The organism is Sulfurifustis variabilis (genome assembly GCF_002355415.1).
GTDB lineage: Bacteria > Pseudomonadota > Gammaproteobacteria > Acidiferrobacterales > Sulfurifustaceae > Sulfurifustis > Sulfurifustis variabilis.
The window spans coordinates 3,776,409-3,799,478 of sequence record NZ_AP014936.1 but is presented as its reverse complement, the minus strand read 5'-3'; the positions used below and the strand labels follow the sequence as shown (position 1 = coordinate 3,799,478).

Annotated in this window: 20 protein-coding genes; 13 read left to right on the top strand and 7 right to left on the bottom strand. The window is 69.2% G+C overall.

Features of this window, described 5'->3' with window-relative positions; translation table 11 throughout:
- Positions 1-358: 358 nt before the first annotated feature.
- On the top strand, positions 359-1,417 hold the full coding sequence (corA, locus tag SVA_RS18455; protein WP_096462606.1) for a magnesium/cobalt transporter CorA: 1,059 nt from the start codon (positions 359-361) through the stop codon (positions 1,415-1,417).
- Positions 1,418-1,433: 16 nt separating this feature from the next.
- Here corA and lplT read toward each other — a convergent pair whose 3' ends face one another.
- The 3 genes from lplT to SVA_RS18440 are packed head-to-tail and all read right to left on the bottom strand — an operon-like array spanning position 1,434 to position 5,452.
- The gene (gene lplT / locus SVA_RS18450) at positions 1,434-2,642 is read right to left on the bottom strand and encodes a lysophospholipid transporter LplT (protein ID WP_096462605.1); all 1,209 of its coding nucleotides are present in this window, start codon (positions 2,640-2,642) and stop codon (positions 1,434-1,436) included.
- The gene (locus tag SVA_RS18445; RefSeq protein WP_096462604.1) at positions 2,642-4,804 is read right to left on the bottom strand and encodes an AMP-binding protein; all 2,163 of its coding nucleotides are present in this window, start codon (positions 4,802-4,804) and stop codon (positions 2,642-2,644) included. Before SVA_RS18445 ends, lplT begins: the two co-directional genes overlap by 1 nt.
- Positions 4,805-4,831: 27 nt before the next feature.
- Positions 4,832-5,452: a TetR/AcrR family transcriptional regulator gene (locus SVA_RS18440; RefSeq protein WP_096462603.1), complete on the bottom strand. Its 621-nt coding sequence runs from the start codon at positions 5,450-5,452 to the stop codon at positions 4,832-4,834.
- Positions 5,453-5,552: 100 nt separating this feature from the next.
- Here SVA_RS18440 and rhlP point away from each other — a divergent pair, with 100 nt between their 5' ends.
- The 11 genes from rhlP (at position 5,553) to SVA_RS18385 (ending at position 19,728) form a co-directional block, all read left to right on the top strand.
- Positions 5,553-6,383, top strand: a complete 831-nt coding sequence (gene rhlP, locus SVA_RS18435) for a rhombotarget lipoprotein (protein ID WP_169924183.1) — start codon at positions 5,553-5,555, stop codon at positions 6,381-6,383.
- Positions 6,380-6,946: a rhombosortase gene (gene rrtA, locus SVA_RS18430; RefSeq protein WP_169924182.1), complete on the top strand. Its 567-nt coding sequence runs from the start codon at positions 6,380-6,382 to the stop codon at positions 6,944-6,946. Before rhlP ends, rrtA begins: the two co-directional genes overlap by 4 nt.
- Positions 6,943-8,163, top strand: coding sequence for an amidohydrolase family protein (locus tag SVA_RS18425; RefSeq protein WP_148665559.1), 1,221 nt, complete (start codon positions 6,943-6,945; stop codon positions 8,161-8,163). Before rrtA ends, SVA_RS18425 begins: the two co-directional genes overlap by 4 nt.
- Before the next feature lie 117 nt (positions 8,164-8,280).
- Positions 8,281-9,558 carry a hydroxymethylglutaryl-CoA reductase gene (locus tag SVA_RS18420; protein WP_096462599.1) on the top strand — a complete coding sequence of 426 codons (1,278 nt, stop codon included), beginning with the start codon at positions 8,281-8,283 and terminating at the stop codon, positions 9,556-9,558.
- 1 nt (position 9,559) lies between these two features.
- A complete protein-coding gene (locus SVA_RS18415) occupies positions 9,560-10,477 on the top strand; it encodes a UbiA family prenyltransferase (RefSeq protein WP_096462598.1) in 918 nt (305 codons plus the stop codon).
- Between the two features lie 14 nt (positions 10,478-10,491).
- The gene (locus tag SVA_RS18410; RefSeq protein WP_096463033.1) at positions 10,492-13,143 is read left to right on the top strand and encodes a PEP/pyruvate-binding domain-containing protein; all 2,652 of its coding nucleotides are present in this window, start codon (positions 10,492-10,494) and stop codon (positions 13,141-13,143) included.
- Positions 13,140-14,240: a BtaA family protein gene (locus SVA_RS18405; protein ID WP_096462597.1), complete on the top strand. Its 1,101-nt coding sequence runs from the start codon at positions 13,140-13,142 to the stop codon at positions 14,238-14,240. Before SVA_RS18410 ends, SVA_RS18405 begins: the two co-directional genes overlap by 4 nt.
- Entirely contained in the window at positions 14,240-15,571 is a 1,332-nt protein-coding gene (locus SVA_RS18400) for a diacylglycerol/polyprenol kinase family protein (protein WP_096462596.1), read from the top strand. The genes SVA_RS18405 and SVA_RS18400 overlap by 1 nt, the downstream gene beginning before the upstream one ends.
- 52 nt (positions 15,572-15,623) lie before the next feature.
- Positions 15,624-16,628, top strand: coding sequence for a GNAT family N-acetyltransferase (locus SVA_RS18395; RefSeq protein ID WP_096462595.1), 1,005 nt, complete (start codon positions 15,624-15,626; stop codon positions 16,626-16,628).
- A complete protein-coding gene (locus tag SVA_RS18390; RefSeq protein ID WP_096462594.1) occupies positions 16,625-18,193 on the top strand; it encodes an AMP-binding protein in 1,569 nt (522 codons plus the stop codon). The genes SVA_RS18395 and SVA_RS18390 overlap by 4 nt, the downstream gene beginning before the upstream one ends.
- Before the next feature lie 17 nt (positions 18,194-18,210).
- The gene (locus SVA_RS18385) at positions 18,211-19,728 is read left to right on the top strand and encodes a phospholipase D-like domain-containing protein (protein ID WP_197703286.1); all 1,518 of its coding nucleotides are present in this window, start codon (positions 18,211-18,213) and stop codon (positions 19,726-19,728) included.
- 26 nt (positions 19,729-19,754) lie between these two features.
- On the opposite strand, the gene SVA_RS18380 is transcribed toward SVA_RS18385, so the two are convergent.
- Positions 19,755-20,105 (bottom strand): SpoIIAA family protein, encoded by a 351-nt coding sequence (locus tag SVA_RS18380; RefSeq protein ID WP_096462592.1) that lies wholly within the window; start codon positions 20,103-20,105, stop codon positions 19,755-19,757.
- A 63-nt stretch (positions 20,106-20,168) separates the two neighbouring features.
- On the opposite strand from SVA_RS18380, the gene cysQ reads away from it, so the two are divergent.
- Positions 20,169-20,981 (top strand): 3'(2'),5'-bisphosphate nucleotidase CysQ, encoded by an 813-nt coding sequence (gene cysQ, locus SVA_RS18375; protein WP_096462591.1) that lies wholly within the window; start codon positions 20,169-20,171, stop codon positions 20,979-20,981.
- 7 nt (positions 20,982-20,988) lie between these two features.
- Here the strand turns inward: cysQ and SVA_RS18370 are convergent, their stop codons facing one another.
- From SVA_RS18370 to SVA_RS18360, 3 genes are read right to left on the bottom strand one after another with little or no spacing between them, the layout of a single operon-like run.
- Positions 20,989-21,435, bottom strand: coding sequence for a cupin domain-containing protein (locus SVA_RS18370; RefSeq protein ID WP_096462590.1), 447 nt, complete (start codon positions 21,433-21,435; stop codon positions 20,989-20,991).
- Positions 21,425-22,126: a glutathione S-transferase family protein gene (locus SVA_RS18365; RefSeq protein ID WP_096462589.1), complete on the bottom strand. Its 702-nt coding sequence runs from the start codon at positions 22,124-22,126 to the stop codon at positions 21,425-21,427. The genes SVA_RS18370 and SVA_RS18365 overlap by 11 nt, the downstream gene beginning before the upstream one ends.
- On the bottom strand, positions 22,123-22,740 hold the full coding sequence (locus SVA_RS18360; protein WP_096462588.1) for a DNA-3-methyladenine glycosylase I: 618 nt from the start codon (positions 22,738-22,740) through the stop codon (positions 22,123-22,125). The genes SVA_RS18365 and SVA_RS18360 overlap by 4 nt, the downstream gene beginning before the upstream one ends.
- Positions 22,741-23,070: the final 330 nt, after the last annotated feature.

Sequence of the window (23,070 nt, the reverse complement as noted above, 5' to 3'; positions counted from 1 at the left end):
TTTCTTAATATTCCCGCGGCGACGGCGAAGCCGGCTCGACGGGTCGAGAGTCGCTAAGGTGTGAGGGGATGTGGCCTCTAGGAAATCGATAGCCGTTGTATCTTCAGCGCATCGATCTTCGCGGAAAGCTCGACCCCGAAGCCAACGGAGAAAAGAGCGGGAAAGGTATTGCACGCAACGCCCTCGTCACCGGCGTTAGAGTATTTTTCACCTCGTCCTCTCCGACTTACGAGGCGATTTCGATTGTTCCAATGTTAATTCGAGCAGCAAAGCGGCTGTTCGAGTTGCCCGTTCTTCTTTCCTCATGTCGCTTGATGGATCATACGAACCGGGCCAACGATTCTTGCAAAGGTGCTGTATGCGCAGATTGCTCAAGAAGCGCTCGCGGAAGGCGGGACTGCCGCCCGGCACGCCGGTGCACATCGGGGAGCGGCGGAGCGAGACCACGGAGCTTCGTCTCGTGCACTACGAGGACGGCGCGCTCGAGCGTCGGCAGATCGCGGCCGTCGAGGAGGCGCTGCCGTACCTCGCGCGTCCGGGGATCACGTGGCTGCATGCCGTGGGCGCCCACGACGCCGAACGTCTGAAGCGGCTGGAACAACTCGGCCTGCACCCGTTGGTCATCGAGGACATCCTGAATACCGACCAGCGGACCAAGTTCGAGGATTACGGCGAATACGCCTACCTGGTCCTCAAGATGCTGAGCGACGGGACGGAAGACGCGATCGAGATCGAGCAGATCAGCATCGTCCTCGGGAAGAACTACGTCGTATCGGTCGAGGAGGGCCCGAGCGGCGCGTTCGCCTCGGTGGAGGCGCTGATCGACAAGGACCGCGCCCGCGTACGGCAGTCCGGAGCCGACTACCTTGCCTACCTGCTGCTGGACCGGGTGGTGGACAACTACTTCATCGTGCTCGAACGTCTCGGCGAGCGCATCGACGCCTTGCAGGACGAGCTCGTCTCCGGCCCCGGACCGCAGACGCTGCGCCTCCTCCACCATCTGCGGCGCGAAACGCTCGTGCTGCGGCGCTCGGTCTGGCCGTTGCGCGAGGTGATCGGCGGCCTGGAGCGCGAGCGCTCGGCGCTGATCCGCCCGGAGACCGCCGTCTACCTCCGCGACGTCTACGACCATACGATCCATGTCGTCGACACGATCGAGACGTTTCGCGAGGTCCTCTCGGGAATGCTCGAGCTCTACATGTCGAGCTCGACGAATCGCCTGAACGAGGTGATCAAGGTGCTCACCGTCATCGCGACGGTGTTCATCCCGCCGACCTTCATCGCGAGCGTCTACGGCATGAACTTCCGTCACATGCCGGAGCTCGACTCGCCCTGGGGCTACCCCGTCACCTGGCTCGCCATGTTGGGATTGGGCGCCGGAATGCTGGCTTATTTCCGGAAAAAGCGTTGGCTCTGAGATCGCGGCCCGTTCCCTAGCCGGTCTCCCCGCCCGCCCCCCGAGCGATGACGGACTCCTGCCCCTTGCCGTTCGGATCCGGCGGCAAATGCCAGGAGACGAGGAACGTGGCGATGAGGACCAGGATGCCGACGGTCACGATCGAGGCTACCGGAGGCGCGCCGTTCGCGGCGGCGAAGGTGTAGACGCCGACGGTCGTGAGCATCGCGACGTTCTCGAAGAAGTTCTGAAGCGCCACGGCGCCGCCGCTGCCGATGGTCAGGTGGCCGATCTCCTGGAGGGCGGCGTTCACGGGGACCATGAAGAGTCCGCCGGTGATGCCGACGAAGACGAGCGCCGCGCGCGCCGGCCAGACGGCCTCGATCTGGCTCAGCACCAGGATGAAGACGCCCATCGCGTAGGCCGCGAGGCGCGCGCGGCGCAGCCGCTCGATCGGGATGAGTTTGGGCACGAGCACCGCCCCGATCACGATGCCGATGGCGAGGGCGAGCGTGAGGTCGGCGATGTCGGCGGTGTTGCGCGTGAGGAGCACGACCGGCGCCCACGCGACGAGGAGCAGGCGCAGCACCGCGGCGGCGGCCCAGAACAGACTGGTGCCGAGCATGACGAAGCGGGCGCGGCTGCTCGCGAAGAGCGTGCGCATCATGTCGATGAAATGGCGCACCCCCCGTCCCTCGCCGGCGTGGCGCGGCGTGATCCGCGGGATCAGGAACGTCGTCGCGAGCGAGAGGCCGTAGCAGGCGACGACGACGAGCAGCGCCGAGTGGATCGAGGCGTCCGCGACGCGCGCCCCGACGACCGTGCCGGCGATGATGGCGACGATGGTCGAGCCCTCGATCAGGCTGTTCGCCTGCACCAGGCGATCGTGCGGCAGCATCTCGGGCAGGATGCCGTACTTCGCCGGCCCGTAGACGGCGGCGCCGACGCCGACGAGGGCATAGGCGAGGAGCGGCTCGAGCCCGACGAGAATCAGCAGGGCCCCGGCGCCCTTGAGCAGGTTCCCGATCATCAGCACCACGGCCTTCGGCCGGTTGTCGGCGAACGGGCCGACCCAGGGCGCGAGCACGACGAACGCGATGAGGAAGGCGCTCTGCAGCGCCGGGATGTACCAGGCGCCGGTGCCGGGCGCGTTCAGGACCATGGCGATCGCGGTGAACAGGATCGCGTTGTCCGCGAACGCCGTCAGGAACTGCGCGACGAGGAGCGCATAGAGGCCGCGGGTCATCACGCCACCTCCTTCTCGACGAACGCTCTCGCCGCCGCATAGTCCGTCTTCCCCGTGCCGAGCACCGGCAGGTTCTTCGTCGTCACGATGCGCTTGGGCACGTTGATCTCCCCGATGCCGTCGGCCCGGGCGCGCGCGAGGAGCTCCGCGCGGCTCGCGTCGCGCCGGTTCGTGAGCAGCACGAGCTGCTCGCCCTTCTGCGCGTCCGGCAGGTTGATGACCGCGTGCTGCGCCTCCGGCCAGGTGCGGGCCGCCAGCTCCTCGACCAGCGCGAGCGAGACCATCTCGCCGCCGACCTTCGCGAAGCGCTTGGCCCGGCCCTGTATATATAGGAATCCGTCCTCGTCCACGGTGACGATGTCGCCCGTGTCGTACCAGCCTTCCCCGAGGGAGGAGCGGGGCGGGACGAGCTCGCCCGGGCGGTCGGCGAGCAGGTAGCCGAGCATGACGTTCGGGCCGCGCACGTGCAGGCGGCCGCCGGTTTCCACGCCGGACACGGGCTCGAGGCGGTATTCGATGCCGGGCACGAAGCGTCCCGGGCTGCCCGGGCGATAGTCCATGGGCGTGTTCGCCGTCAGTACCGGGCTCGTCTCGGTGGCGCCGTAGCCTTCGAAGATCCGCACGCCGAACTTCTCCATCCACACGCGACGGACGTCGTCCTGCAGCTTCTCGGCGCCGGCGAAGACGTAGCGCACGCTGTAGAAGTCGTACGGGTGCGCGTAGCGCGCGTAGCCCTTGAGGAAGGTGTTCGTGCCGAACAGCACGGTCGCGTTCACGTCGTAGGCCATCTCCGGAACGATCCGGTAGTGCAGCGGCGACGGATAGAAGAAGGTCCGCATGCCGGCGAGGATCGGTAGCAGGGTGCCGGCCGTGAGCCCGAAGGAGTGGAACACCGGCAGGGCGTTCAGGATCTTGTCGCGGCTGCTGAAGGCGAAGCGCGCGGCGATCTGCTGCGCGTTCGCGAGGAGGTTCGCGTGCGACAGGACCACGCCCTTGGGCGCGCCCTCCGAGCCCGAGGTGAAGAGGATGACGGCGGGACTCTCGGGCTTCGGCGCCCCGAGGAAGCCGTGGTAGAGCAGGCGCGCGAACGGGACCGCGAGGAGCGCGCTGAGCTTGTCCAGCGCGCCGACCCGGTGGCGGAGATCGTCGACGAAGACGACCTCGACTTCCTTGCAGAGGGCTTCGACGGCCGCCCCGAGTTTCGCGGCCTCGACGAACCGGCGCGAGGTGAGCACCGTATGGATGCCGGCGGTGCGGCAGGCCGACAGCATGCCCTGCACGCCGACCGTGTAGTTGAGCATCGCCGGGACGCGGCCGTAGAGGTGCAGGCCGAAAAAGACGACCGCGGTACCCGCCGCATTGGGAAGCAGCACGCCGACGGGCGCCTCCCGCTTGGTGATCCGCGCCGTCAGGCGCCCGAGAATGAAGGCGCGCATCACGAGGTCGCGGTAGCTCAGCGGTCGACGCTCGATGTCCTCGACGACCGGATGCCGTCCGCCGTGAATGTGTTTCGCGTCGAGCAGCGCGTCGAACAGCGTCTTACGGTAATTCGAGGTCGCGAACATCATCTGGGTCATGATGTCGGACAGCACGGCACCGGCCTTCTGGCGGCGCGCCCGGCCGCGGACGGTCTCGGGCAGCTCGATCCGGGTCGGAGGCTGGATCGTCAGCCGGATGCGCGGGAACCAGCGCAGCCGCACCCGCCCGCGCAGGCGCGAGAACGGCGTGTACTGCGCCCCGTCGATGCGCACGGGCAGCAGCACCGAGCGCGACTTGTCGGCGATCATGCCGGTGCCGTCGTAGATCTTCATGAGCGAGCCGGTGACCGTGATCCGGCCCTCGGGAAAGATCGCCGCCTTGCGGTCCTCCTGGAGATAGCGGATCAGCGCCCGCGTGGAGTAGGGGCTGGTCGGGTCCATGGGAAAGGAGCGGACGAGTCTCAGAAACGGGCGCACCCACCAGCGCCGCGCGATGTGCGTGTTGATCGCGAAGGTGAGGTCGTCGGGCAGGAAGGCGGCGAGCAGGACGGCGTCGAGAAACGAGGTGTGGTTCGCGACGACGAGGACGCGCGGACCCGCCGCGTGGAAGTGCTCGAGCCCGCTGACCTCGACCCGGTAGCAGAGCCGCAGCACGGTTCTTATGATCGTTTTGAGCCAACCCATGGAATCCTCCCTTGCGGCCCTTCGAGTCTAGCCGCGGTTCTTGGTTTTTTGCTTGAAGCCGACCAGGTAGTTCGTGACGAGCGAGGCGGCGAGCTTCTCGGCCGCCGCGCGCCCGCTCTCGTCGAGCCGGTCGGCGAGGCCGAGCACGGACACCCCGTGAACGCCGCTCCAGAGCGCGTGGGCGGCGAGCTTCAGGTCCTTGGGCGCGCGCTCGGGTGCGATTCCCCGCAGCTGCCCCTCGACCATCTCGAACATGCGCGCCACCTTGTCCTGGTACCAGGTGGGCCGCCGCTGCGGAGCGGGGTGCTCGAAGACGAGGCTCCAGAGCGCCCGGTTAGTGAACGCGAACTGGATGTACTCGCGGGCGAGCGCGAGGAGGCACGTCTCCGGATCCCTGCAGCGCACGGCCGTCGCCTCGAGCGCGTTGTGGAGGTCGTCCAGGGTCGAGCCGTTCACGTGCAGGATCAGGTCGTCGAGATTCTTGAAGACGAGGTAGAGGCTTCCGACCGCATAGCCGATGTCGGCCGCCACCTTGCGGGTCGATAGCGCCCCGTAGCCCTGCTTGGCCACGATGCGCTTGGCCGCCGCCAGCGCCATCTCCCGGATCTCCTCCGGGCTGTGCTCCGCCTGCTTGCTCCGCCGTCCCATGCCGCCCCCTATTGAACATCGTTCAGTATAGTGCTAAGAATATTGAACAGCGTTCATTATGTCAACGGGACGCTGCCCGACACAACACGAGGAGATGGCTATGAAAACGCGAAGTTTTCCCTGGTTCTGGACCGTCGTGGCCGTTTGGGTGGCGGTGCTCATAGCGGGCTGCGCCCACATGAACCGCAGCCGCGAGAGCGTCTCGAGCAGCCTGGTGGACTTCCTCTACCCCAAGGGCGAGCTGCCCCCGGCCTACGACCAGACCGTGCCGAACCTGCCGCTGCCGCTCAACGTCGGCATCGGCTTCGTGCCCGAGTCGCGGGGCGCGCTCTCGGAGCCGAAGAAGAACGAGCTGCTCATCAAGGCCAAGGCGGCGTTTCTCGACCGCCCCTTCATCAACCAGATCGTGCTCATCCCCGACGCCTTCATGCGGTCGGGCAAGGGCTTCGGGACGCTCGACCAGATCGCGCGGCTGTTCAACCTCGACGTGATCGCGCTCGTCTCGTACGACCAGGTGGCGAACACGGACCAGACGAACCTCGGGTTCCTCTACTGGACCATCGTCGGTGCCTATACCGTCCCGGCCAACCGCCACGAGGTACGGACCTTCGTCGACACGGCGGTGTTCGACGTGCGTACCCACAAGCTGCTCTTTCATGCTCCGGGGGTGGCCGCGAACAAGCACTACTCGACCTACATCGGCGACGACGTGAAGCGCCGCGTGGCGATGGAGGAGGGCTTCGATCTCGCGACCGTCGACATGATCGCGAACCTCGGCACCGAGATCGACGGTTTCAAGGAACGCATCAAGCAGGACAAGAGCGTGAAGGTCTCGTACCGGCCCGGCTTCTCGGGCTCGGGCGCGCTCGACGCGTGGATGCTGCTTTTGCTCGCCCCCCTTGCATGGGGGCTGCGCCGGGCGCGGCGATGAACGGCCCGGCCGCCATGGCGGTGCCTCGGGCATCCGTGACGTTCGGTGTCCTCGCCGCCGTCATGTTCCTCATTGCCGGTTCGGCCCCCGAGACACTCGTTTTCGACCGGGAGGCGATCGGCGATGGGGAGGTCTGGCGGCTCGTGACAGGGCATCTCGCCCACACCGACGCCAGTCACCTGGCTGCGAACCTCCTGGGGCTCGGCCTGCTCGGCGTGCTTTTCGAGCGGCACCCCGCGCGCTGGGGACTACTATTTGGGATCAGTGCGGCGGCGATCGACGCCTGGCTCTGGACGCTTCGGCCCGACATCGGGCGCTACTGCGGCCTTTCGGGGGTGCTGTACGGCCTCCTCGCGGCCGGGCTCGTCGCGCGCTGGCAGGAGGGAGGACAGCGGTGGCTGCTGGCGGCGGTCGCCGCCGCCGCGACCGCGAAACTGGGGCTGGAGTTCGCATCCGGTGGGGGCATCGTCAAGCACACGGCCTGGCCGGTTCTCCCCGGTGCGCATCTAGCGGGAGCCGCGGCCGGCGTGATGGCCGTTCTGATCATGAGAACAAGAACATGAAGCGCAGGACTTTCCTGGGGGTGATGGGACTCGGCGGGTTCGGCGCGGCCGGTTACGGCCTGTGGCCGGACGAGGGCGTGTGGAATCCGTGCCTGTCGCCGCTCCCCGAGCCTCTTGCCCGGCACGAGCTCGTGCGGGCGGCGTTCGACGGGATCGACGCCGCTCGCGTATGGGATACGCACGTGCACCTGATCGGGGTGGGCGACAGCGACTCCGGCATCTGGGTGACGCCGGCGATGGACAGCGCGGCGCATCCGATTCAGTACGCGCAGAAGCGCTTCTACCTCAACGCCGGTTGCGCGCAGGGCGCGCCCGAAATCGACGTGGCCTACCTCGAGCGGCTGATGCGCCTGCAGGACGACTTTCCGGCAGGCACGCGGCTGATGCTGCTCGCGTTCGACTACCACTACGACGACAACGGCGCCCGCCGCGAAGACCTGACGTCCTTCCACACGCCGAACGCCTACGCCCTCGCGCTCGCGCAGCGGTTTCCGGAGCGCTTCGTCGCGATCGCCTCGATCCATCCCTACCGGCCGGACGCCGTCGAGGCGCTCGAGTCGGCGGCGCGCGAAGGGGCGCGCGCGATCAAGTGGCTGCCGCCGGCCATGGGGATGGATCCCGCGTCGCCGCGCTGCGACCGCTTCTACGAGACGCTCGCGCGCCTGCGCCTGCCGCTCCTGACCCACGCGGGCGAGGAGCTCGCGGTGCACGGCGGCGACGCCCAGACCTTCGGCAATCCGCTCAAGCTCCGCCGCGCGCTCGACCACGGCGTCACGGTCATCGTCGCGCACTGCGCCTCGCTCGGCGAGGGCGTTGATCTCGACAAGGGGCCGAACGGGCCGGCCATGCCGAACTTCGAGCTGTTCGCGCGGCTGATGAACGAAGCGCGGTACGAGGGAAAGCTCTACGGGGAAATTTCGGCGATGACGCAGCTGAACCGGTTGGGCCCTCCGCTCGACAACGTCCTCGAACGCAGCGAGTGGCACGCACGGCTGCTCAACGGCTCGGACTACCCGCTGCCGGCGGTGATGCCGATCTTCTCGCTCACGCGGATGACTGAGCGCGGGTACCTGCGTCCGTCCGAGGCGAGGGTGCTCTCGGAGATCCGCCGTTACAACGCGCTGCTCTTCGATTTCGCGCTCAAGCGCGTTATCGCGCGCAATGGCAAGAGGCTCGCGCCGGGCGTGTTCGAGACAAGCCGGGTATTCGGGCAGTGAACGACGACGATGGCAATGACTTTCGCGGTCACCCGATGTCCGGTTGCGGTTTTCGATACCCGTCTCACCGCCGGCCGCGGCACCTGACCGTGTACAACCTTAAAAAGGAGGAGACCCATGGCCGCCCCGCATCACCGCGCCTCTAGCGTGCTCGAACGGCTGCTGAACGAGGGCAGCGTGGAGGAGTACGCGTATCGCCTCGCGCCCAAGTCCCACGCCTTCGCGCGCATACCGCGCGAGCCGCACATCACGGCGGAGACCGTCGAAGCGCGGTGGCAGGCCCTGGCGGCCCCCGGCGAGCGGCGCGAGCGGCTGCTCGATGCGCAGACCCGGGCGCAGATGGAGGCGTACCAGCGCAACATCGAGAACTTCATCGGGACCGTGAAGCTCCCGGTGGGGATCGCGGGACCGTTGCGGGTCAACGGGCTTCATGCGCAGGGCGACTACGTCGTGCCGCTCGCGACGACGGAGGCGGCCCTGGTCGCCTCCTACAGCCGGGGGTCGCAGCTCATCACGCGCGCGGGCGGCTGCACGGCGCTGCTGCTGAACGAGGGCGTGAGCCGCGCCCCGGGCTTCGCCTTCCGCGACCTGATCGAGGCGGGGCGGTTCGTCAGCTGGGTGCTGAGCCAGATGGACGCTTTCCGCGCCGCGGCGGCGACGACGACCCGGCACGGGCGCCTTCTCGACCTGCGCGTCACCGTCGAAGGCAACCACGTCTACCTGGGCTTCGACTACGCGACCGGGGACGCGGCCGGGCAGAACATGGTGACCATCGCCACCGAGGCGGTCTGCCGCTACATCCTCGAGCACACGCCGGTCGAGCCGCAGTACAGCTTCGTCGAGGCGAACCTCTCCGGCGACAAGAAGGCGAGTGCGCTTTCGTTCCTCTCGGTGCGCGGCAAGAAGGTGACGGCCGAGGTTCATCTGCCGGCGGAGCTGGTGAAGGCCGGGTTGCACACGACGCCGGAGCAGATGGTGAACTACTGGCGGATGTCGGCCATGGGCGGCGTGCTGAGCGGGACGGTCGGTGTCCAGGGCCACTACGCCAACGGGCTCGCCGCCCTCTACATCGCGTGCGGGCAGGACGCGGCGTGCGTCGCCGAGTCGGCCGTGGGCGTCACGCGCTTCGAGCTGACCGGGGACGGCGACCTCTATGCCGCGGTCACGCTCCCCAACCTGATCGTCGGTACCGTGGGCGGCGGCACCGGACTGCCCAGCCAGCGCGCCTGCCTCGAGCTCCTCGGCCTCGCCGGGCCCGGTCATGCGCAGGCCCTGGCCGAGATCTGCGCCGCGCTCGCGCTGGCCGGCGAGCTCTCGATCATCGGGGCGCTCGCGGCCGGGCACTTCGCCCGCGCGCATCAACAGCTCGCACGCGGTTCCGGCAAGGACGCCTGAGATGGCCACCGTCACTGGCGGCAATCGCTGGTGGGTCTATCAGCGCGAGCGGTTTCCCCTGCTCGCGCACGGCCCGCTGATCCTCGCGTTCAGCTTCTCCGCGGCGAGCTACTCGGCGCTCGCGCGCGGCGCCGCGCCGCCCCCGCTCGCCGCCGTGGCGGTCGCGTTCGCGACCTCCCTCCTGTTCTTCCTGCAGCTTCGGATCGCCGACGAGTTCAAGGACGCGGAGGAGGACGCGCGCTACCGGCCGTACCGCCCCGTTCCGCGCGGCCTGGTCACGCTTGCCGAGCTCCGTCGCATCGGCGTCGCCGGGGCGGTGCTGCAGCTCGTGCTGGCGTTCGCGCTCGATCCGCGGCTGATGCCCCTGCTCGCGGTCGTCTGGGTCTATTTCGGGCTCATGAGCCGGGAGTTCTTCGTGCGCGAGTGGTTGAAGGCGCGGCCGTTCACCTACCTCTGGACGCACATGCTCGTCATGCCGCTGATCGACTTCTACGCCACCGCGTGCGACTGGCTGGTCGCCGGTGCCGGCGCTCCGCCGCGCGGGCTCGGCTGGTTCGTGGCGGCGAGCTTCTTCAACGGGATCGTGATCGAGCTCGGCCGCAAGATCCGCGCGCCGGAGGACGAGGAGGAGGGTGTCGAGACCTACACCGTCGTGTGGGGCAGGGCGAAGGCGGTCGGCGCATGGGTCCTCGCGCTCTCGGCTACGCTCGCCTGCGCGGCCGGAGCGGCGGCCGTCATCGGCGTCACCCTCTGGGTCTCGGCGGTGCTCGCGCTCATCCTGCTCGCGGCACTGGCGCTCGCGATGCGTTTCCTCGCCGGGCCGCGACGCGGCATGGGGCGGCGGTTCGAGACGGCCTCGGGCGTGTGGACGCTCGCTCTCTATCTCGGGCTCGGCGTGCTTCCGCTGCTGCTGCCATGACGAAAGAGGCCGAGATGAACTGGATCGTCTTCCCGGACGACGAAGGCGAGGCCGGGCTCGGCGGAAAGGCGGGCGCATTGCGGCCGCTCTCGATGGCCGGCCTGCCGGTACCGGCGTGGTTCTGCATCACGCCGGCGGCCTTTCGCGCGAGCCTCGACGACGCGCAGCGCCGCGGTCTCGCGGCGGCGACCGCCGACGACGCCTGGCGGGCGGTGGCGGACACCGTCAGCGTGAGCCCGCACGTGGCCCGGGCGATCGATGCCGCGCTCGGGCGGCTTTGTCCCGACGGCGCACCGGTGGCGGTGCGATCCTCGGCATCCGACGAAGACGGCGTCTCGCACTCCTTCGCCGGCCAGCTCGACAGCTTCCTCTTCGTCCCGTCCGGCGACGTGGCCGATCGCGTGGCCCGCGTGTGGCGCTCGGGCTTCAGCGAGCGCGTCGCGAGCTACCGGCGCTCGCAGGGAATCGCGGGTACGCCGCCCGCTCCCGCGGTCCTCGTGCAACGGATGATCAGCCCGGACGCGTCCGGGGTCGCGTTTGCGGCCGACCCCGTGAGCGGGCGCCGCGACGTGGCCGTGATCGCCGCGGTGTACGGCGTCGGGTCCGGGCTCGTCTCCGGTGAGTGCGACGCCGACACCTACCGGGTGGACCGCGAGGGCCGGCTGGTGGAATCGACCGTCGCCCACAAGCGCGACGCCCACCGCCCGGACCCGCAAGCGCTCGAAGGGGTGCGGCGCGTGGCGGTGCCGGACGACCTCGCCCATCGCCCGGTGCTGACCGAGGAGCAGGTGCGCGAGGTGGCCGCGCTCGCGCGGCGGGCGACCGAGCACTTCGGTCGCCCGCAGGACATCGAGTGGGCCTACGCCGCCGGCCGCCTGTACCTGCTGCAGTCGCGGCCCGTCACCGGCCTCGCCAACCGTCCGGATCCCGGCGCCCCTTGCATCCTCTGGGACAACAGCAACATCGCCGAGAGCTACCCGGGCGTCACGACGCCGCTGACCTTCTCCTTCGCGCGCCGCGCCTACGAGCACGTCTACCGCGAGTTCTGTCATCTGATGCGCGTGCCGGCGGCGCGCGTGCTCGCGCACGAGGACACGTTCCGCAACATGCTCGGGCTGGTGCACGGGCGCATCTATTACAACCTCCTCAACTGGTACCGGGTGCTCGCGCTCCTGCCCGGCTTCACCGTCAACCGGGCGTTCATGGAACAGATGATGGGCGTGAAGGAGGGCCTCCCCGACGCGCTCGCGGCCGACCTCGGCCGCGCCGGATTCAGGGAACGGCTGCTCGACTCGCTTTACCTCGCGCGCACGCTTGGCGGCCTCCTCCTGAATCACGCACACCTCCGGCGTTCCATCGTACGGTTCTACGGACGCCTCGACACCGCGCTCGCCTCCCCGCAGCCGCCGCTCGAGGCGCGAAGGCCGGACGAGCTCGTCGACTACTACCGCGCGCTCGAGCGGGAGCTCCTCACGCGCTGGGACGCGCCCCTCGTGAACGACTTCTTCGCGATGGTCTTCTACGGCGTGCTCAAGCGCCTCTGCGAGCGCTGGTGCGACGACACGGACGGCACGCTGCAGAACGACCTGCTCTGCGGAGAGGGCGGGATGATCAGCGCCGAGCCGGCGCAGCGCATCCGCGCCATGGCGGAGCTCGCGGCGCCGCACCCGGAGGTCGTGCAGGCGCTCGCGCACGGCTCGCTCGGCGCCATTCGCCAGGCCTTCGCGGACGCGCCTGCGCTCGAGCGCGCCTACGCGGAGTATCTCGAGCGCTTCGGCGACCGCTGCCTGGAGGAGCTCAAGCTCGAGAGCACCACCCTCCACGACGACCCGCTGCCGCTGCTGCGGGCCGTGGGCGCCGTCGCCGAACGCCGCACCGGGCGCGTGGCCGCTGAGGGCGGCGAACCGGACCTGCGAGCGCGGGCCGAGAAGCGCGTCGCCCAGCGGCTGCGGGGCAGTCCCGTTCGCCGGGCGGTGTTCGGCTGGGTGCTCGGTCACGCCCGTGCGCGGGTGCGCGATCGGGAGAACCTGCGTTTCGAGCGCACGCGTCTCTTCGGCCGCGTTCGGCGCATCTTCCTCGAGATCGGCAAACGCCTGTACGCGCTCGACCGGCTCGAGGCGCCGCGCGATGTCTTCTACCTCACGCTCGAGGAGCTGCTGGGCTTCGTCGAAGGAACCGTCTGCACGACTGATCTCGAGGGTCTGGTGCGCGTGCGCAAGGCGGAGTTCGAGGGCTACCGAACCGAGGCGCCGCCTCCCGACCGGATCCAGGCGCACGGCATCGTGTACCTCGACCACCCCCTCGCGGCGCAGCCGACTGCGACCATGTCGGATGGAAGCACGATGAAGGGCACGGGCTGTTGCCCCGGCGTCGTGCGCGGGCGCGTGCGGGTGGTGACGGATCCGCGCGGCGCGCGGCTCGAGCAGGGCGAGATCCTGGTCGCCGCCCGCACCGATCCCGGCTGGATCATGCTCTTTCCGGCGGCCGCGGGACTGCTCGTCGAGCACGGGAGCCTGCTCTCGCACTCGGCGATCGTCGCGCGCGAGCTCGGGCTCCCTGCGATCGTGGGTTTGAGCGGCGTCACCCGCTGGCTCGCCGACGGCGACCGCGTGGAGATGGACGGCGCGAGCGGCCACGTGCGGCGCCTCGAGGGAGAAGAGGCATGACGAGCGAGGTACAGGCGCGCGCCGACTTTTCCCGCATCCGCTACGCGCAATGCTGGGAGGATGCGGACATACTCGTCGAGGGGCTCGCGGTCGAGCCGGGTGACGTGTGTCTCTCGATCGCCTCGGCCGGCGACAACGCGCTCGCGCTGCTCACGCGCCGCCCGGCGCGCGTCCTCGCCGTCGACCTCAACCCGGCGCAGCTCGCGTGCCTCGAGCTTCGCGTCGCCGCCTATCGCGAGCTCGCGCACGGCGAGCTGCTCGAGCTCGTCGGCTCGCGGCCGAGCCGGCGGCGGGCGGACCTCTACCGGCGCTGCCGCCCGCTGCTTTCATCCGACGTCGCCCGGTTCTGGGACGCGCAGTCGCAGCGGATCGAGGCAGGCATCGGGTCGGCCGGGAAGTTCGAGGACTACTTCGCGTTCTTCAGGACGCGCATCCTCCCGCTCGTGCACAACCGGGCGCGCGTGTCGCGGCTGCTCGCGGGCGGCTCCCCCGAGGAGCGGCAGCGGTTCTACCGCGAGGAGTGGGACAGCTGGCGCTGGCGCGCGCTCTTTCGCGTGTTCTTCTCGCGCTTCGTCATGGGACGGCTCGGACGGGACCCGAGCTTCTTCCGCTATGTCGAAGGGAGCGTCGCCGAGCGGATCCTCTCGCGCACGCGCCACGCGCTCACGAAGCTCGACCCCGCCGCGAATCCGTATCTCCAGTGGATACTCACCGGCACGCACCCGAGCGCGCTGCCGCTCGCGCTCCGGCCGGAGCACTTCGACACGATCCGCGCCCACCTCGACCGGCTCGAATGGCGGCTGTGTTCCGTGGAGGACGCCCTGCCGGCGGTGGGGCGCGGCGCGGTCAGCCGCTTCAACCTCAGCGACATCTTCGAGTACATGTCGCCCGGGAGCTACGAGCGGCTGCTCGAGCGCCTGGTCGCGGCCGCGCGGCCCGGGGCCCGGCTCGCCTACTGGAACATGCTCGCGCCGCGCCGGCGGCCGGAACGGCTGGTGTCCGTCCTCGCGCCGCAGGAGGCGCTGGCGGAGGCGCTCTTCGCCCGGGACAAGGCCTTCTTCTACAGCGCGTTCGTGCTCGAAGAGGTGCGCGCCTGATGCCGGCCTGGGCGGGCGTGGGCCTCGTGCTCGTCGCGCTGGGCGGCGTGCTCGCGAGTCTTCAAACGTATCAGCGCCGCTGCGCGCCGCCGCCCGAGCGCGTGCGCAAGCTGCTGCACGTGCTCATGGGTCTCGTCACGCTCTCGTTCCCCTGGCTCTTCGACGCCGCGGCCCCGGTGCTGGTGCTCGCCGGCCTCGCCGTCGTCGGGCTGATCGGTCTGCGCGTGTTCACGACGCTGCGCGCCGGCATCGGCGCGGTCGTGCATGCGGTCGATCGCGAGTCGCTCGGGGAGATCTATTTTCCGGTCGCGGTCGCGCTGCTGTTCGTGCTCGCGAAGGGAGACCCGATTCTCTTCGGCGTCCCGATCCTGATACTCACGCTGGCCGATGCGCTCGCCGCGCTGATCGGCATGCGGTACGGGCAGGTCCGCTACACCACCGGGGAGGGCGAAAAGAGCGCGGAGGGTAGCATCGCCTTTTTTCTCGTCGCGTTCCTCAGCGTGCATGTGCCGCTTCTGCTGTTCACCGAAACGGGGCGCGCGGAGACGCTGCTCATCGCGGCGATCCTTGGCGTGCTGCTCGCGCAGTTCGAGGCGATCGCGTGGCGCGGCCTCGACAACCTGTTCGTTCCGCTCGGCGCCTTCGTGCTCCTCAAGGTCTACCTGACGTTCGACGTCGCGAGCCTCGGCGCGCGGCTCGTCGTCGCCGCCGCGCTGGTGGCGTTCACGCTGGCCTGGCGCCGGCGCACCACGCTCAACGACGGCGGTGCGCTCGCCGCCGCGCTCGTCGGGTACGTCTGCTGGTCGGTGGGCGGCTGGCCGTGGCTGCTGCCGCCGCTCGTCGTGTTCCTGAGCTATACGCTCTACGCGGTCCGCGCTCCCGCCGATCTCGCCCGGGCGCACGATCCGAGGGTCGTGCTGAGCGTGTCGGCGGCAGGGCTCCTGTGGCTGTTTCTCGCCAAGGCGCTGGCGTGGGGTGAGCTGCACTTCGTCTTCACGCTCTCGTTCGCGGCGCAGCTCGCGATGGCCGGGCTCGCCGACCTGACTGAAGCCTGGCCGGCGATGCGTTCCCGCCGCGCGATCCTGCTCTGCGGCGTGACGGCGTGGCTGTTCCTGATCGTGCCGTGGGTGGTCTATGCCGGGTTCGATTCCAGCCACGTGGTCCCGGGGACGCTCGCGCTGCCGACGATCGTGGCCGCGGCGTTTGCGCTCTGGGTGCTCGAGCCGACCATCAGGGGCGCGAAGGGCGACGGCTGGCGATGGGCGCGTCAGGCGCTCATCGGCTTCGCGGCGTCGCTGCTCGGCCTGTTCTCGCTCCAGGTGACGGCATGAATCGCGGCATGCCTCGGGTCGCTGCGGGGCGCGTTCGAACGCGAGGGGCGTCGTGAAGGGCTATCGGTGCCTCACGGCGCACGACGCGTCGCAGTGGCGCGAGGCGACGGAGGGCGCGCTGGCCGAGTCCTTCGATTTGGCCTGGCTGCAAAGCCACGCGCCCGACGTACATCGGATCTGCCTCGATCTGCACGGCGCCGCCCGTGCCCGCTGCTCGCTCTGGTGGACGCAGACGCCGGCATACGGCACGGAACGCGTCGGGCTCATCGGACACTTTGCCGCCCTCGACGAGCCGGCGGCGCGATACCTGCTCGCGGACGCCTGCGCGCAGCTGGCCGGCCGCGGCTGCACGCTCGCGATCGGTCCCATGGACGGCAACACCTGGCGCCGTTACCGCTTCGTCAGCGAACGTCGTTCGGCGCCGCCGTTCTTCCTCGAGCCCGACAACCCGGATGCGTGGCCGCGCTACTTCGAGGCCGCCGGCTTCGCGCGGCTGGCCCACTACAGCTCGGCCCTGACCGACGACCTGAGCGCGCGCGATCCGCGCATCGCCCGGGCGGCCGATCGGTGGACGGAGCGCGGCATCCGCGTGCGGCCCTTCGAACCCGAACGGTTCGAGCAGGAGCTTGCGGCGATCTACGCGCTTTCGGCCATCAGCTTCCGGCGGAACTTTCTCTATACGCCGATCGCTGAAGCGGAGTTCATCGCGCAGTACCGCCAGGTGCGGTCCTGCATGCGTCCGGAGCTCACGCTGCTTGCTGAGACAGGCGAGCGGCTGGTCGGATTCCTGTTCGCCCTGCCCGATGTCCTCCAGGCCGCGCGCGGTGAGCCGGTCGACACCGTCATCGTGAAGACGGTCGCGGTTCTGCCCGATCGGCAGTGCGCGGGGCTCGGTGGATGGATGGTGGGGCGGGTGCAGGAGATCGCGCACGAGCTCGGCTACCGCCGGGCGATCCATGCCCTCATGCACGACGAGAACCGATCGCGGAACATCAGCGACCGCTATGCCCGTCCGATGCGCGGCTACACGCTCTATGCCCGGAGGCTCGCGCCGTGAACCTCGCGGAGCTGCTGCAGGCCCAGGCGCGCGAACGTCCCGCTGCGCCCGCGATCATCGAACGCGGGGGCACCCTGACCTTCGCCGGGCTCGAGCACGCGGCGGGCCAGGCGGCGGCGCTGCTGCATGCGGACGGCGTGCGGGCGGGGGATGGCGTACTCGTATTCCAGCCGATGTCCGGCGAGCTTTACGTGATCCTGTCGGCCCTCTTTCGACTGGGCGCGGTCGCCGTGTTTCTCGACCCGGGCATGGGACGCCGGCACATCGAGGGCTGCTGCGCGATGTATCCGCCCAAGGCGATCATCGCCTCGTGGCGCGCGCAGCTGCTGATCTGGTCGTCGCCCGCGCTGCGGCGCATCCCGAGGCGCTACGTGTGCGGCCGGTTCTTTCCGGGCGCGGTCAGTCTGCGGCGCGCAAGGCGGTTGTCGCCGCTCGCGCACGTCACGGCGACCTCCGACGCGACGCCGGCCCTCGTCACGTTCACGAGCGGAAGCACGGGGACGCCGAAGGCGGCGCTGCGCACGCACGGGTTCCTTGCCGTGCAGCACCGGGTGCTCGCCAGGCACCTCTCGTTGCAGGCGGGAGAGATCGACCTCGCCACGCTCCCGATCTTCGTGCTCGCCAACCTGGCGTCGGGGGTCACGAGCCTCATTCCCGACGCGGATCTCCGCCGCCCGGGCGCGGTCGATGCCGTGCCGGTGCTCGCGCAGGTTCGCCGCCACCGGGCGACGCGGACGGCCGCGTCGCCGGCCTTCCTGGAACGCCTGGTGGATCACGCCGAGCGGCATGGAGTAAGCGGCCTCGGCGGTTTGCGGCGCGTGTATACGGGCGGAGCGCCGGTCTTCCCGGCCCTTCTGCGGCGGCTGCAAGAGCAGGCGCCCGACGCGGTCATCGAGGTCGTATACGGATCGACCGAAGCGGAGCCGATCGCCCACGGCCGGTGGAGGAGTGGCGAGTGCACGGGAGCGACATCCGGTCCGGGTCGGGGGCTGCTCGCGGGACGCCCCGTGCCGGAGATCGGGCTGCGCATCCTGCCGAACCGGTGGGGCGAGCCGATCGGGCCTTTTCTCGAGAAAGAGTTCGACCGCGTCTCCCTCCCGCACGGCGCCGCCGGCGAGATCGTGGTGAGCGGCGCGCACGTGCTCCCCGGGTATCTCCATGGCCGGGGAGACGAAGAGACCAAGTTCGACGTGGACGGGCGGCGCTGGCACAGGACCGGGGACGCCGGTTATATCGACGACGAGGGAAGGCTCTGGCTCCTCGGCCGGGCGGGCGCGCGGATCGTCGATGGCAAGGGCGAGATCTATCCGTTTCCGGTCGAGCTCGCCGCCCTCGAGCAACCCGGGGTCCGCCGCGCCGCCCTGGTCTCTCATCGGGGGCGACGGGTCCTGGTCGTGGAACCGTCCGGGATCGGAACCCTTCATGCGACCGAGCTGAAAAAGGCGCTCGCCTGGTCGGCGCTCGACCAGGTGCGCGGCGTCCCCCGCATTCCGCTCGACAAGCGTCATAACGCCAAGGTCGATTACCCGGCGCTGCGTTCTATGCTTGAAAAAGACCCCGGATAGGATACCCGCTCGACGCCGTGCATCGAACGCCGCTCATGACCCGTGCGATCCGCTTGTCGCGGAGGCTCACCGGACCGCTGCTCGGTCTGTGTCTCGCGTTCGCGCCGGCGGCCGAGGCCGGAATGGCCTTTATCGACTCGCAGATCGCGGCCCATCCGGGGAAGAGCGGTGTCTACGTGCTCGAGCGCGGTGAGGAGGCGCTGCTCGCCCGGGCCTGGCTCGCCGACCACGCGCAAGAGTCGATCGCGGTCCAGTACTTCATCTGGAGCACGGACAACATCGGCATCCTGGCGTCGGAGGCGCTCCTGCGCGCCGCGGAGCGCGGCGTGCGGGTGCGCGTCATCGTCGACGACCTGCTGATCGACGCGCCGGACGCCTCGCTGCTCGCGCTCGCGCGCCACCCGAACATCGAGATCCGCATCTACAACCCGCAGCACTCGGTCGGGACGCCCTTCCACAAGCGCGTGCTGAACGTCGTCACGGACTTCCGCGGCGTCAACCAGCGCATGCACGACAAGACCTTCATCGTCGACGGCAAGATCGCGATCACGGGCGGGCGCAACATGGCCGACGAGTACTTCGATTACGACCAGGACTACAACTTCCGCGACCGCGACGCCCTGGTTCTCGGACGCGTGGTCGCCGACATGGAGGCGAGCTTCGACCGGTTCTGGGAAAGCGAGCTCGCTGCCGGGGTCGAGGAGCTCTACGACGGCTACGGGCTGCTGCAGAAGCACGTGGACGTCGGCGACGAGGAGGTGCGGCGCATCCACGACGGGCTGCACGCCTATGCGCAGTCGCCCGAGAACTTCGGGCCCGAGGTGCGCGCCGCCCTCCAGTCGATGCCGCAAGCGTTCCCGCGTCTGGCCGAACAGGTGACGTGGGGCAGCGTGGAGTTCATCAGCGACATACCGGGCAAGAACGACAGCCGCTTCCGGCTGGGCGGGGGCGGCCTCACGTCCGAGGCGCTGGCGAACCTCGTGCAGAGCGCCACGCGGAGCATCGTCATCCAGTCCCCGTACCTGGTCCTGTCCGAAGAGGCCAAGACCCTGCTCCGCGAGGCGATCGCCCGCGGCGTCCGCGTCCGCATCAGCACGAATTCGCTCGCGTCGACGGACAACCTGGCCGCCTTCGGCGGCTATCGGCGACAGCGGCGCGAGCTGCTCCGGATGGGGCTGGAAATCTTCGAGTACCGGCCGGATCCCGAGGTGCAGCGAGAGTTGATGGCGCGCTCGGCATCGGCCGACGCCGCGCCGCCGATCTTCGCGATCCACGCCAAGACCCTCGTGGTCGACTCCGCGACGGTGTACATCGGCACGTTCAATCTCGACCCGCGCTCCGAAAACCTCAACACCGAGGTGGGGGTGATCGCGCACGACGATCGTCTTGCGCGGTCGGTGGAGGTCGCCATCGAGACCGACATGCAGCCGTCGAACAGCTGGAATGCGGCCGCGAATCCGGATCGGCACGTGTCGTTCGTGAAGCGTGCGCGCGCCCGTTTCTGGCAGCTGATGCCGATCAAGCCGCTCCTGTGACTCCCGGCCGAGCCGTGCGGGCTCGGCTACTTTCGCTCCTGCAACCAGGCCTCCGCGGCCCTCGGGTCCTCGAAGAGCATCACCTCGGCGTCGGTGAAGGCGGCGCTGACCCAGGAGAGCCACGGGGCCCACTGGTCCGGCGTGACGACGGCGATCCGGCGGAAGTCGTGGGCGTGGGAGCGGGTGAACTTGATTTCTTCCCAGGCGACGTCGAGGGTGAAGCCGGTCATGCCACGGACGTCGAGCAGGAGCTTCACCTTGGGCAGCTGCTTGAGCTCCCGCCTCACGGCCTGTTCGAGCTTGCGGTAGTCGGGCAGCGCGAGCTCCCCGAGCACGCTCACCTCCAGCAGGTCCCCTTTCTCTTCGATCGCGATCATCGGCGCTCCGTTTCGGCTACCATGGCAACCCGGCTAGCATAGCGAAGAAAGCGAGGAACCACGATGCCAGCGGCAGACCCGTGCGCCTATCTCGACGCCGTACTGCAGACCGCACTCGAGGCGGGACGGCGCATTCTCGACGTGTACGAACGCGAATTCACGGTGACCGAAAAGGAGGACGGGTCGCCGGTCACCGCCGCGGACCACGCGGCGCAGGCGGTGATCGTCGAAGGGCTCGAGCGGCTCGCGCCGGACATCCCGATCCTCGCCGAGGAGTCGGCGGACGTCGACTACGGACGACGCGCGGGATGGAAGCGTTTCTGGCTCGTCGATCCGCTCGACGGGACCAAGGAGTTCGTGAGCAGGAACGGCGAGTTCACGGTGAACATCGCCCTCGTCGAGGACGGCCGGCCCGTGCTCGGCGTCGTCTATGTCCCGGTCACGGGCGTCTCGTACCGCGCCTGCCGCGGCGGCGGTGCGATGAAGCAGAAGGGGCTTTGCGCCGCCGAGCGCATCCAGGCGCGCGCGTACGGAGGCGGACGACCGATGGTGGTCGCGTCGCGCTCGCACGTGACCGAAGCGCTCAAGCAGTACATCGAGCGGATCGGCGAGCACGATCTCGTCTCGATGGGCAGCTCGCTCAAGTTCTGCCTGGTCGCCGACGGCACGGCCGACGTCTATCCGCGGCTCGGGCCGACCATGGAGTGGGACACGGCCGCGGCCCAGTGCGTGGTGGAGGAGGCGGGCGGGCGCGTGGTCGGGCCGGACAACCGGCCGCTGACGTACAACAAGCCGTCGCTGCGCAATCCCTGGCTCATCACGAGCGGCAAGGGGGAGTACGACTGGACGCGGTTTCTGCCCGCACAGCGCGACTGAGCGCGCACTACTCCTTGATCAGCACACGGTCCTCCGGGCCGGGCGCGGGGCTGTAGACGACGAGCGCGGCGGCCGGTTCGCGGCCTTCGTTGATGAAGGCGTGGATCGTACCGCGCGGGATGTGCATTGCGTCGCCCGCCTTCACCGCCAGCTGCCGGTCGCCCAGGCGGATCTTCCCGCGTCCCTTCAACAGAAAGACGGTGATGTCGCTGTCGGCGTGCAGGTGCAGCGGCTCGCGGTCGCGCACCTGGACGAGCAGGTTGTGACTCTGCTCGCCCTTCGCGAGCGGCACGGTGCGTATGTTTTCCTTCGGTCCGAGAGGATTCGCCTTGAGCAGGTCCTCGAGGTGTCGGGACTCGAAACGCTCGCCCTCGGACGGGCCGATCCATTCCGCCGCGCCGGCGAGCGGCAGCGGCGCGAGCGCGATGACGGCGGCCAGCAGCCTACGACGCATAGTAGCGGTCCTTCATGCGCTCGCAGTACGTACACACGTTCGCCAGCGACCGCGCGTGCTGCTGGATGGGCGTCTCGGGCGGTCCCCAGAGGGCGTTCGACAGGAACGCGTAGGCACAGGCGTCGAGCGAGGTCGGCGAGGGGCCCATGAAGAAGGGCTTGTCGGCGAGAAACGCCGCGAGCGCATCCAGGTCCGCGCGCGCGAGGCTGTAGACCTCCTCCGGCGTATGGCGGCCCATCCCGTGGCCGTGCAGCTCGGCCTGGACCTGCTTGCGCGCGGCATTGGCGACGGTCGAGCGCAGGAGCGCCGGTAGAAAGCTGAAGAACGCCTCGCGCATCGCCGGCCAGTGGGCGTCGATCTGCCAGCGCACGTAGAGCAGGCACCAGTAGAGATGCTCTTCCATGAGCCGCCGCATCGCGAGCGCAACGCCTTTCTCGGCGGGGCCCAACCGGGTATCGAGCGGGTCTCCGTACGTCGCCTTGAGGTACTCGACGATGAAGCCGGAGTCCGCGACTTTCCGGCTGTCGTCCTGGATCACGGGAAGCTTGTGCTTCGGCGCCTTGCGCACGTCGGAGTCGTTCACCGTCTCGTACGGCAGCCCGACCATGCGCAGGTAGGTCTCGACCTTTACGCAGAAGGGGCTGCCGCTCGGCAGACCCCAGACCGGAGGAAATTGAAACAGCCTGATCATGTCCGCCTCCCGGTCGCCCGGCCGGCGCCGCGCAGCTCGCGGTGGCGGAAGCAGTCGACGAGGTGGTCGTTCACCATGCCCACCGCCTGCATGTGCGCATACACGATGGTGGAGCCGACGAAGGTGAAACCGCGCTTCTTCAGGTCCTTGCTCAGCGCGTCCGACTCCTTGCTGACCGCCGGCACCTGCCCGAGCGCTTTCCAGCGGTTCACGATCGGGCGCCCGTCCACGAACCGCCAGGCGTACGCATCGAAGCTTCCGAACGCCTCCTGCACATCGAGGAACGCGCGCGCGTTCTTCACGGCGCCCTCGATCTTCAGCCGGTTGCGCACGATACCCGGATTCCCGAGGAGACGCGCGACATCGCGCTTCGTGAAGCGCGCGACGCGCCCGGGATCGAAGCCGGCGAACGCGGCGCGGTAGTGTTCGCGCTTGCGCAGGATCGTGATCCAGCTCAGCCCCGCCTGCGCTCCCTCCAGGATCAGGAACTCGAACTGACGGCGATCGTCGTGTACCGGCACGCCCCATTCCTCGTCGTGGTAGCGCACGTAGAGCGGATCGGTTCCGCACCAGCCGCAGCGCCTGCGCCTGGGCTGCGGGGCGTCGCCCGCCATCGGTGGATCCTTTCGCTTCGTCACCGTCGTCTCGCCCTTTCAATGGGTTATAAGGATAACTTCGGCCGCGGCTTCCGGTTCTTCGCCGGTCCGTGTCCCGCTCCGGCGCGCCGGGCCATTGCGCTTCATTATCGCGTTCGGGTAGAAATGGCCAGCTCTTGTGTGCCGACCCCGAAGCACGGAGGTTCGGCCGACAAACAAAAAATTGAACAATCAAGAAAAGAGAGCAGGGGGAGGCCGGGGGTTCCATCGCCTGACCGATCATTCGGGCCGTGTTCCACACGGCTCCCCGTCCGTTCGCCCGCCGGCCGTCAAACAATGACGGCCGCC

Bases quoted from the DNA above. Each gene is read 5' to 3' on its own strand.
- corA (WP_096462606.1), top strand. From the start codon at position 359: ATGCGCAGATTGCTCAAGAAGCGCTCGCGGAAGGCGGGACTGCCGCCC.
- lplT (WP_096462605.1), bottom strand. From the start codon at position 2,642: ATGACCCGCGGCCTCTATGCGCTCCTCGTCGCGCAGTTCCTGACGGCG.
- SVA_RS18445 (WP_096462604.1), bottom strand. From the start codon at position 4,804: ATGGGTTGGCTCAAAACGATCATAAGAACCGTGCTGCGGCTCTGCTAC.
- SVA_RS18440 (WP_096462603.1), bottom strand. From the start codon at position 5,452: ATGGGACGGCGGAGCAAGCAGGCGGAGCACAGCCCGGAGGAGATCCGG.
- rhlP (WP_169924183.1), top strand. From the start codon at position 5,553: ATGAAAACGCGAAGTTTTCCCTGGTTCTGGACCGTCGTGGCCGTTTGG.
- rrtA (WP_169924182.1), top strand. From the start codon at position 6,380: ATGAACGGCCCGGCCGCCATGGCGGTGCCTCGGGCATCCGTGACGTTC.
- SVA_RS18425 (WP_148665559.1), top strand. From the start codon at position 6,943: ATGAAGCGCAGGACTTTCCTGGGGGTGATGGGACTCGGCGGGTTCGGC.
- SVA_RS18420 (WP_096462599.1), top strand. From the start codon at position 8,281: ATGGCCGCCCCGCATCACCGCGCCTCTAGCGTGCTCGAACGGCTGCTG.
- SVA_RS18415 (WP_096462598.1), top strand. From the start codon at position 9,560: ATGGCCACCGTCACTGGCGGCAATCGCTGGTGGGTCTATCAGCGCGAG.
- SVA_RS18410 (WP_096463033.1), top strand. From the start codon at position 10,492: ATGAACTGGATCGTCTTCCCGGACGACGAAGGCGAGGCCGGGCTCGGC.
- SVA_RS18405 (WP_096462597.1), top strand. From the start codon at position 13,140: ATGACGAGCGAGGTACAGGCGCGCGCCGACTTTTCCCGCATCCGCTAC.
- SVA_RS18400 (WP_096462596.1), top strand. From the start codon at position 14,240: ATGCCGGCCTGGGCGGGCGTGGGCCTCGTGCTCGTCGCGCTGGGCGGC.
- SVA_RS18380 (WP_096462592.1), bottom strand. From the start codon at position 20,105: ATGATCGCGATCGAAGAGAAAGGGGACCTGCTGGAGGTGAGCGTGCTC.
- cysQ (WP_096462591.1), top strand. From the start codon at position 20,169: ATGCCAGCGGCAGACCCGTGCGCCTATCTCGACGCCGTACTGCAGACC.
- SVA_RS18370 (WP_096462590.1), bottom strand. From the start codon at position 21,435: ATGCGTCGTAGGCTGCTGGCCGCCGTCATCGCGCTCGCGCCGCTGCCG.
- SVA_RS18365 (WP_096462589.1), bottom strand. From the start codon at position 22,126: ATGATCAGGCTGTTTCAATTTCCTCCGGTCTGGGGTCTGCCGAGCGGC.
- SVA_RS18360 (WP_096462588.1), bottom strand. From the start codon at position 22,740: ATGGCGGGCGACGCCCCGCAGCCCAGGCGCAGGCGCTGCGGCTGGTGC.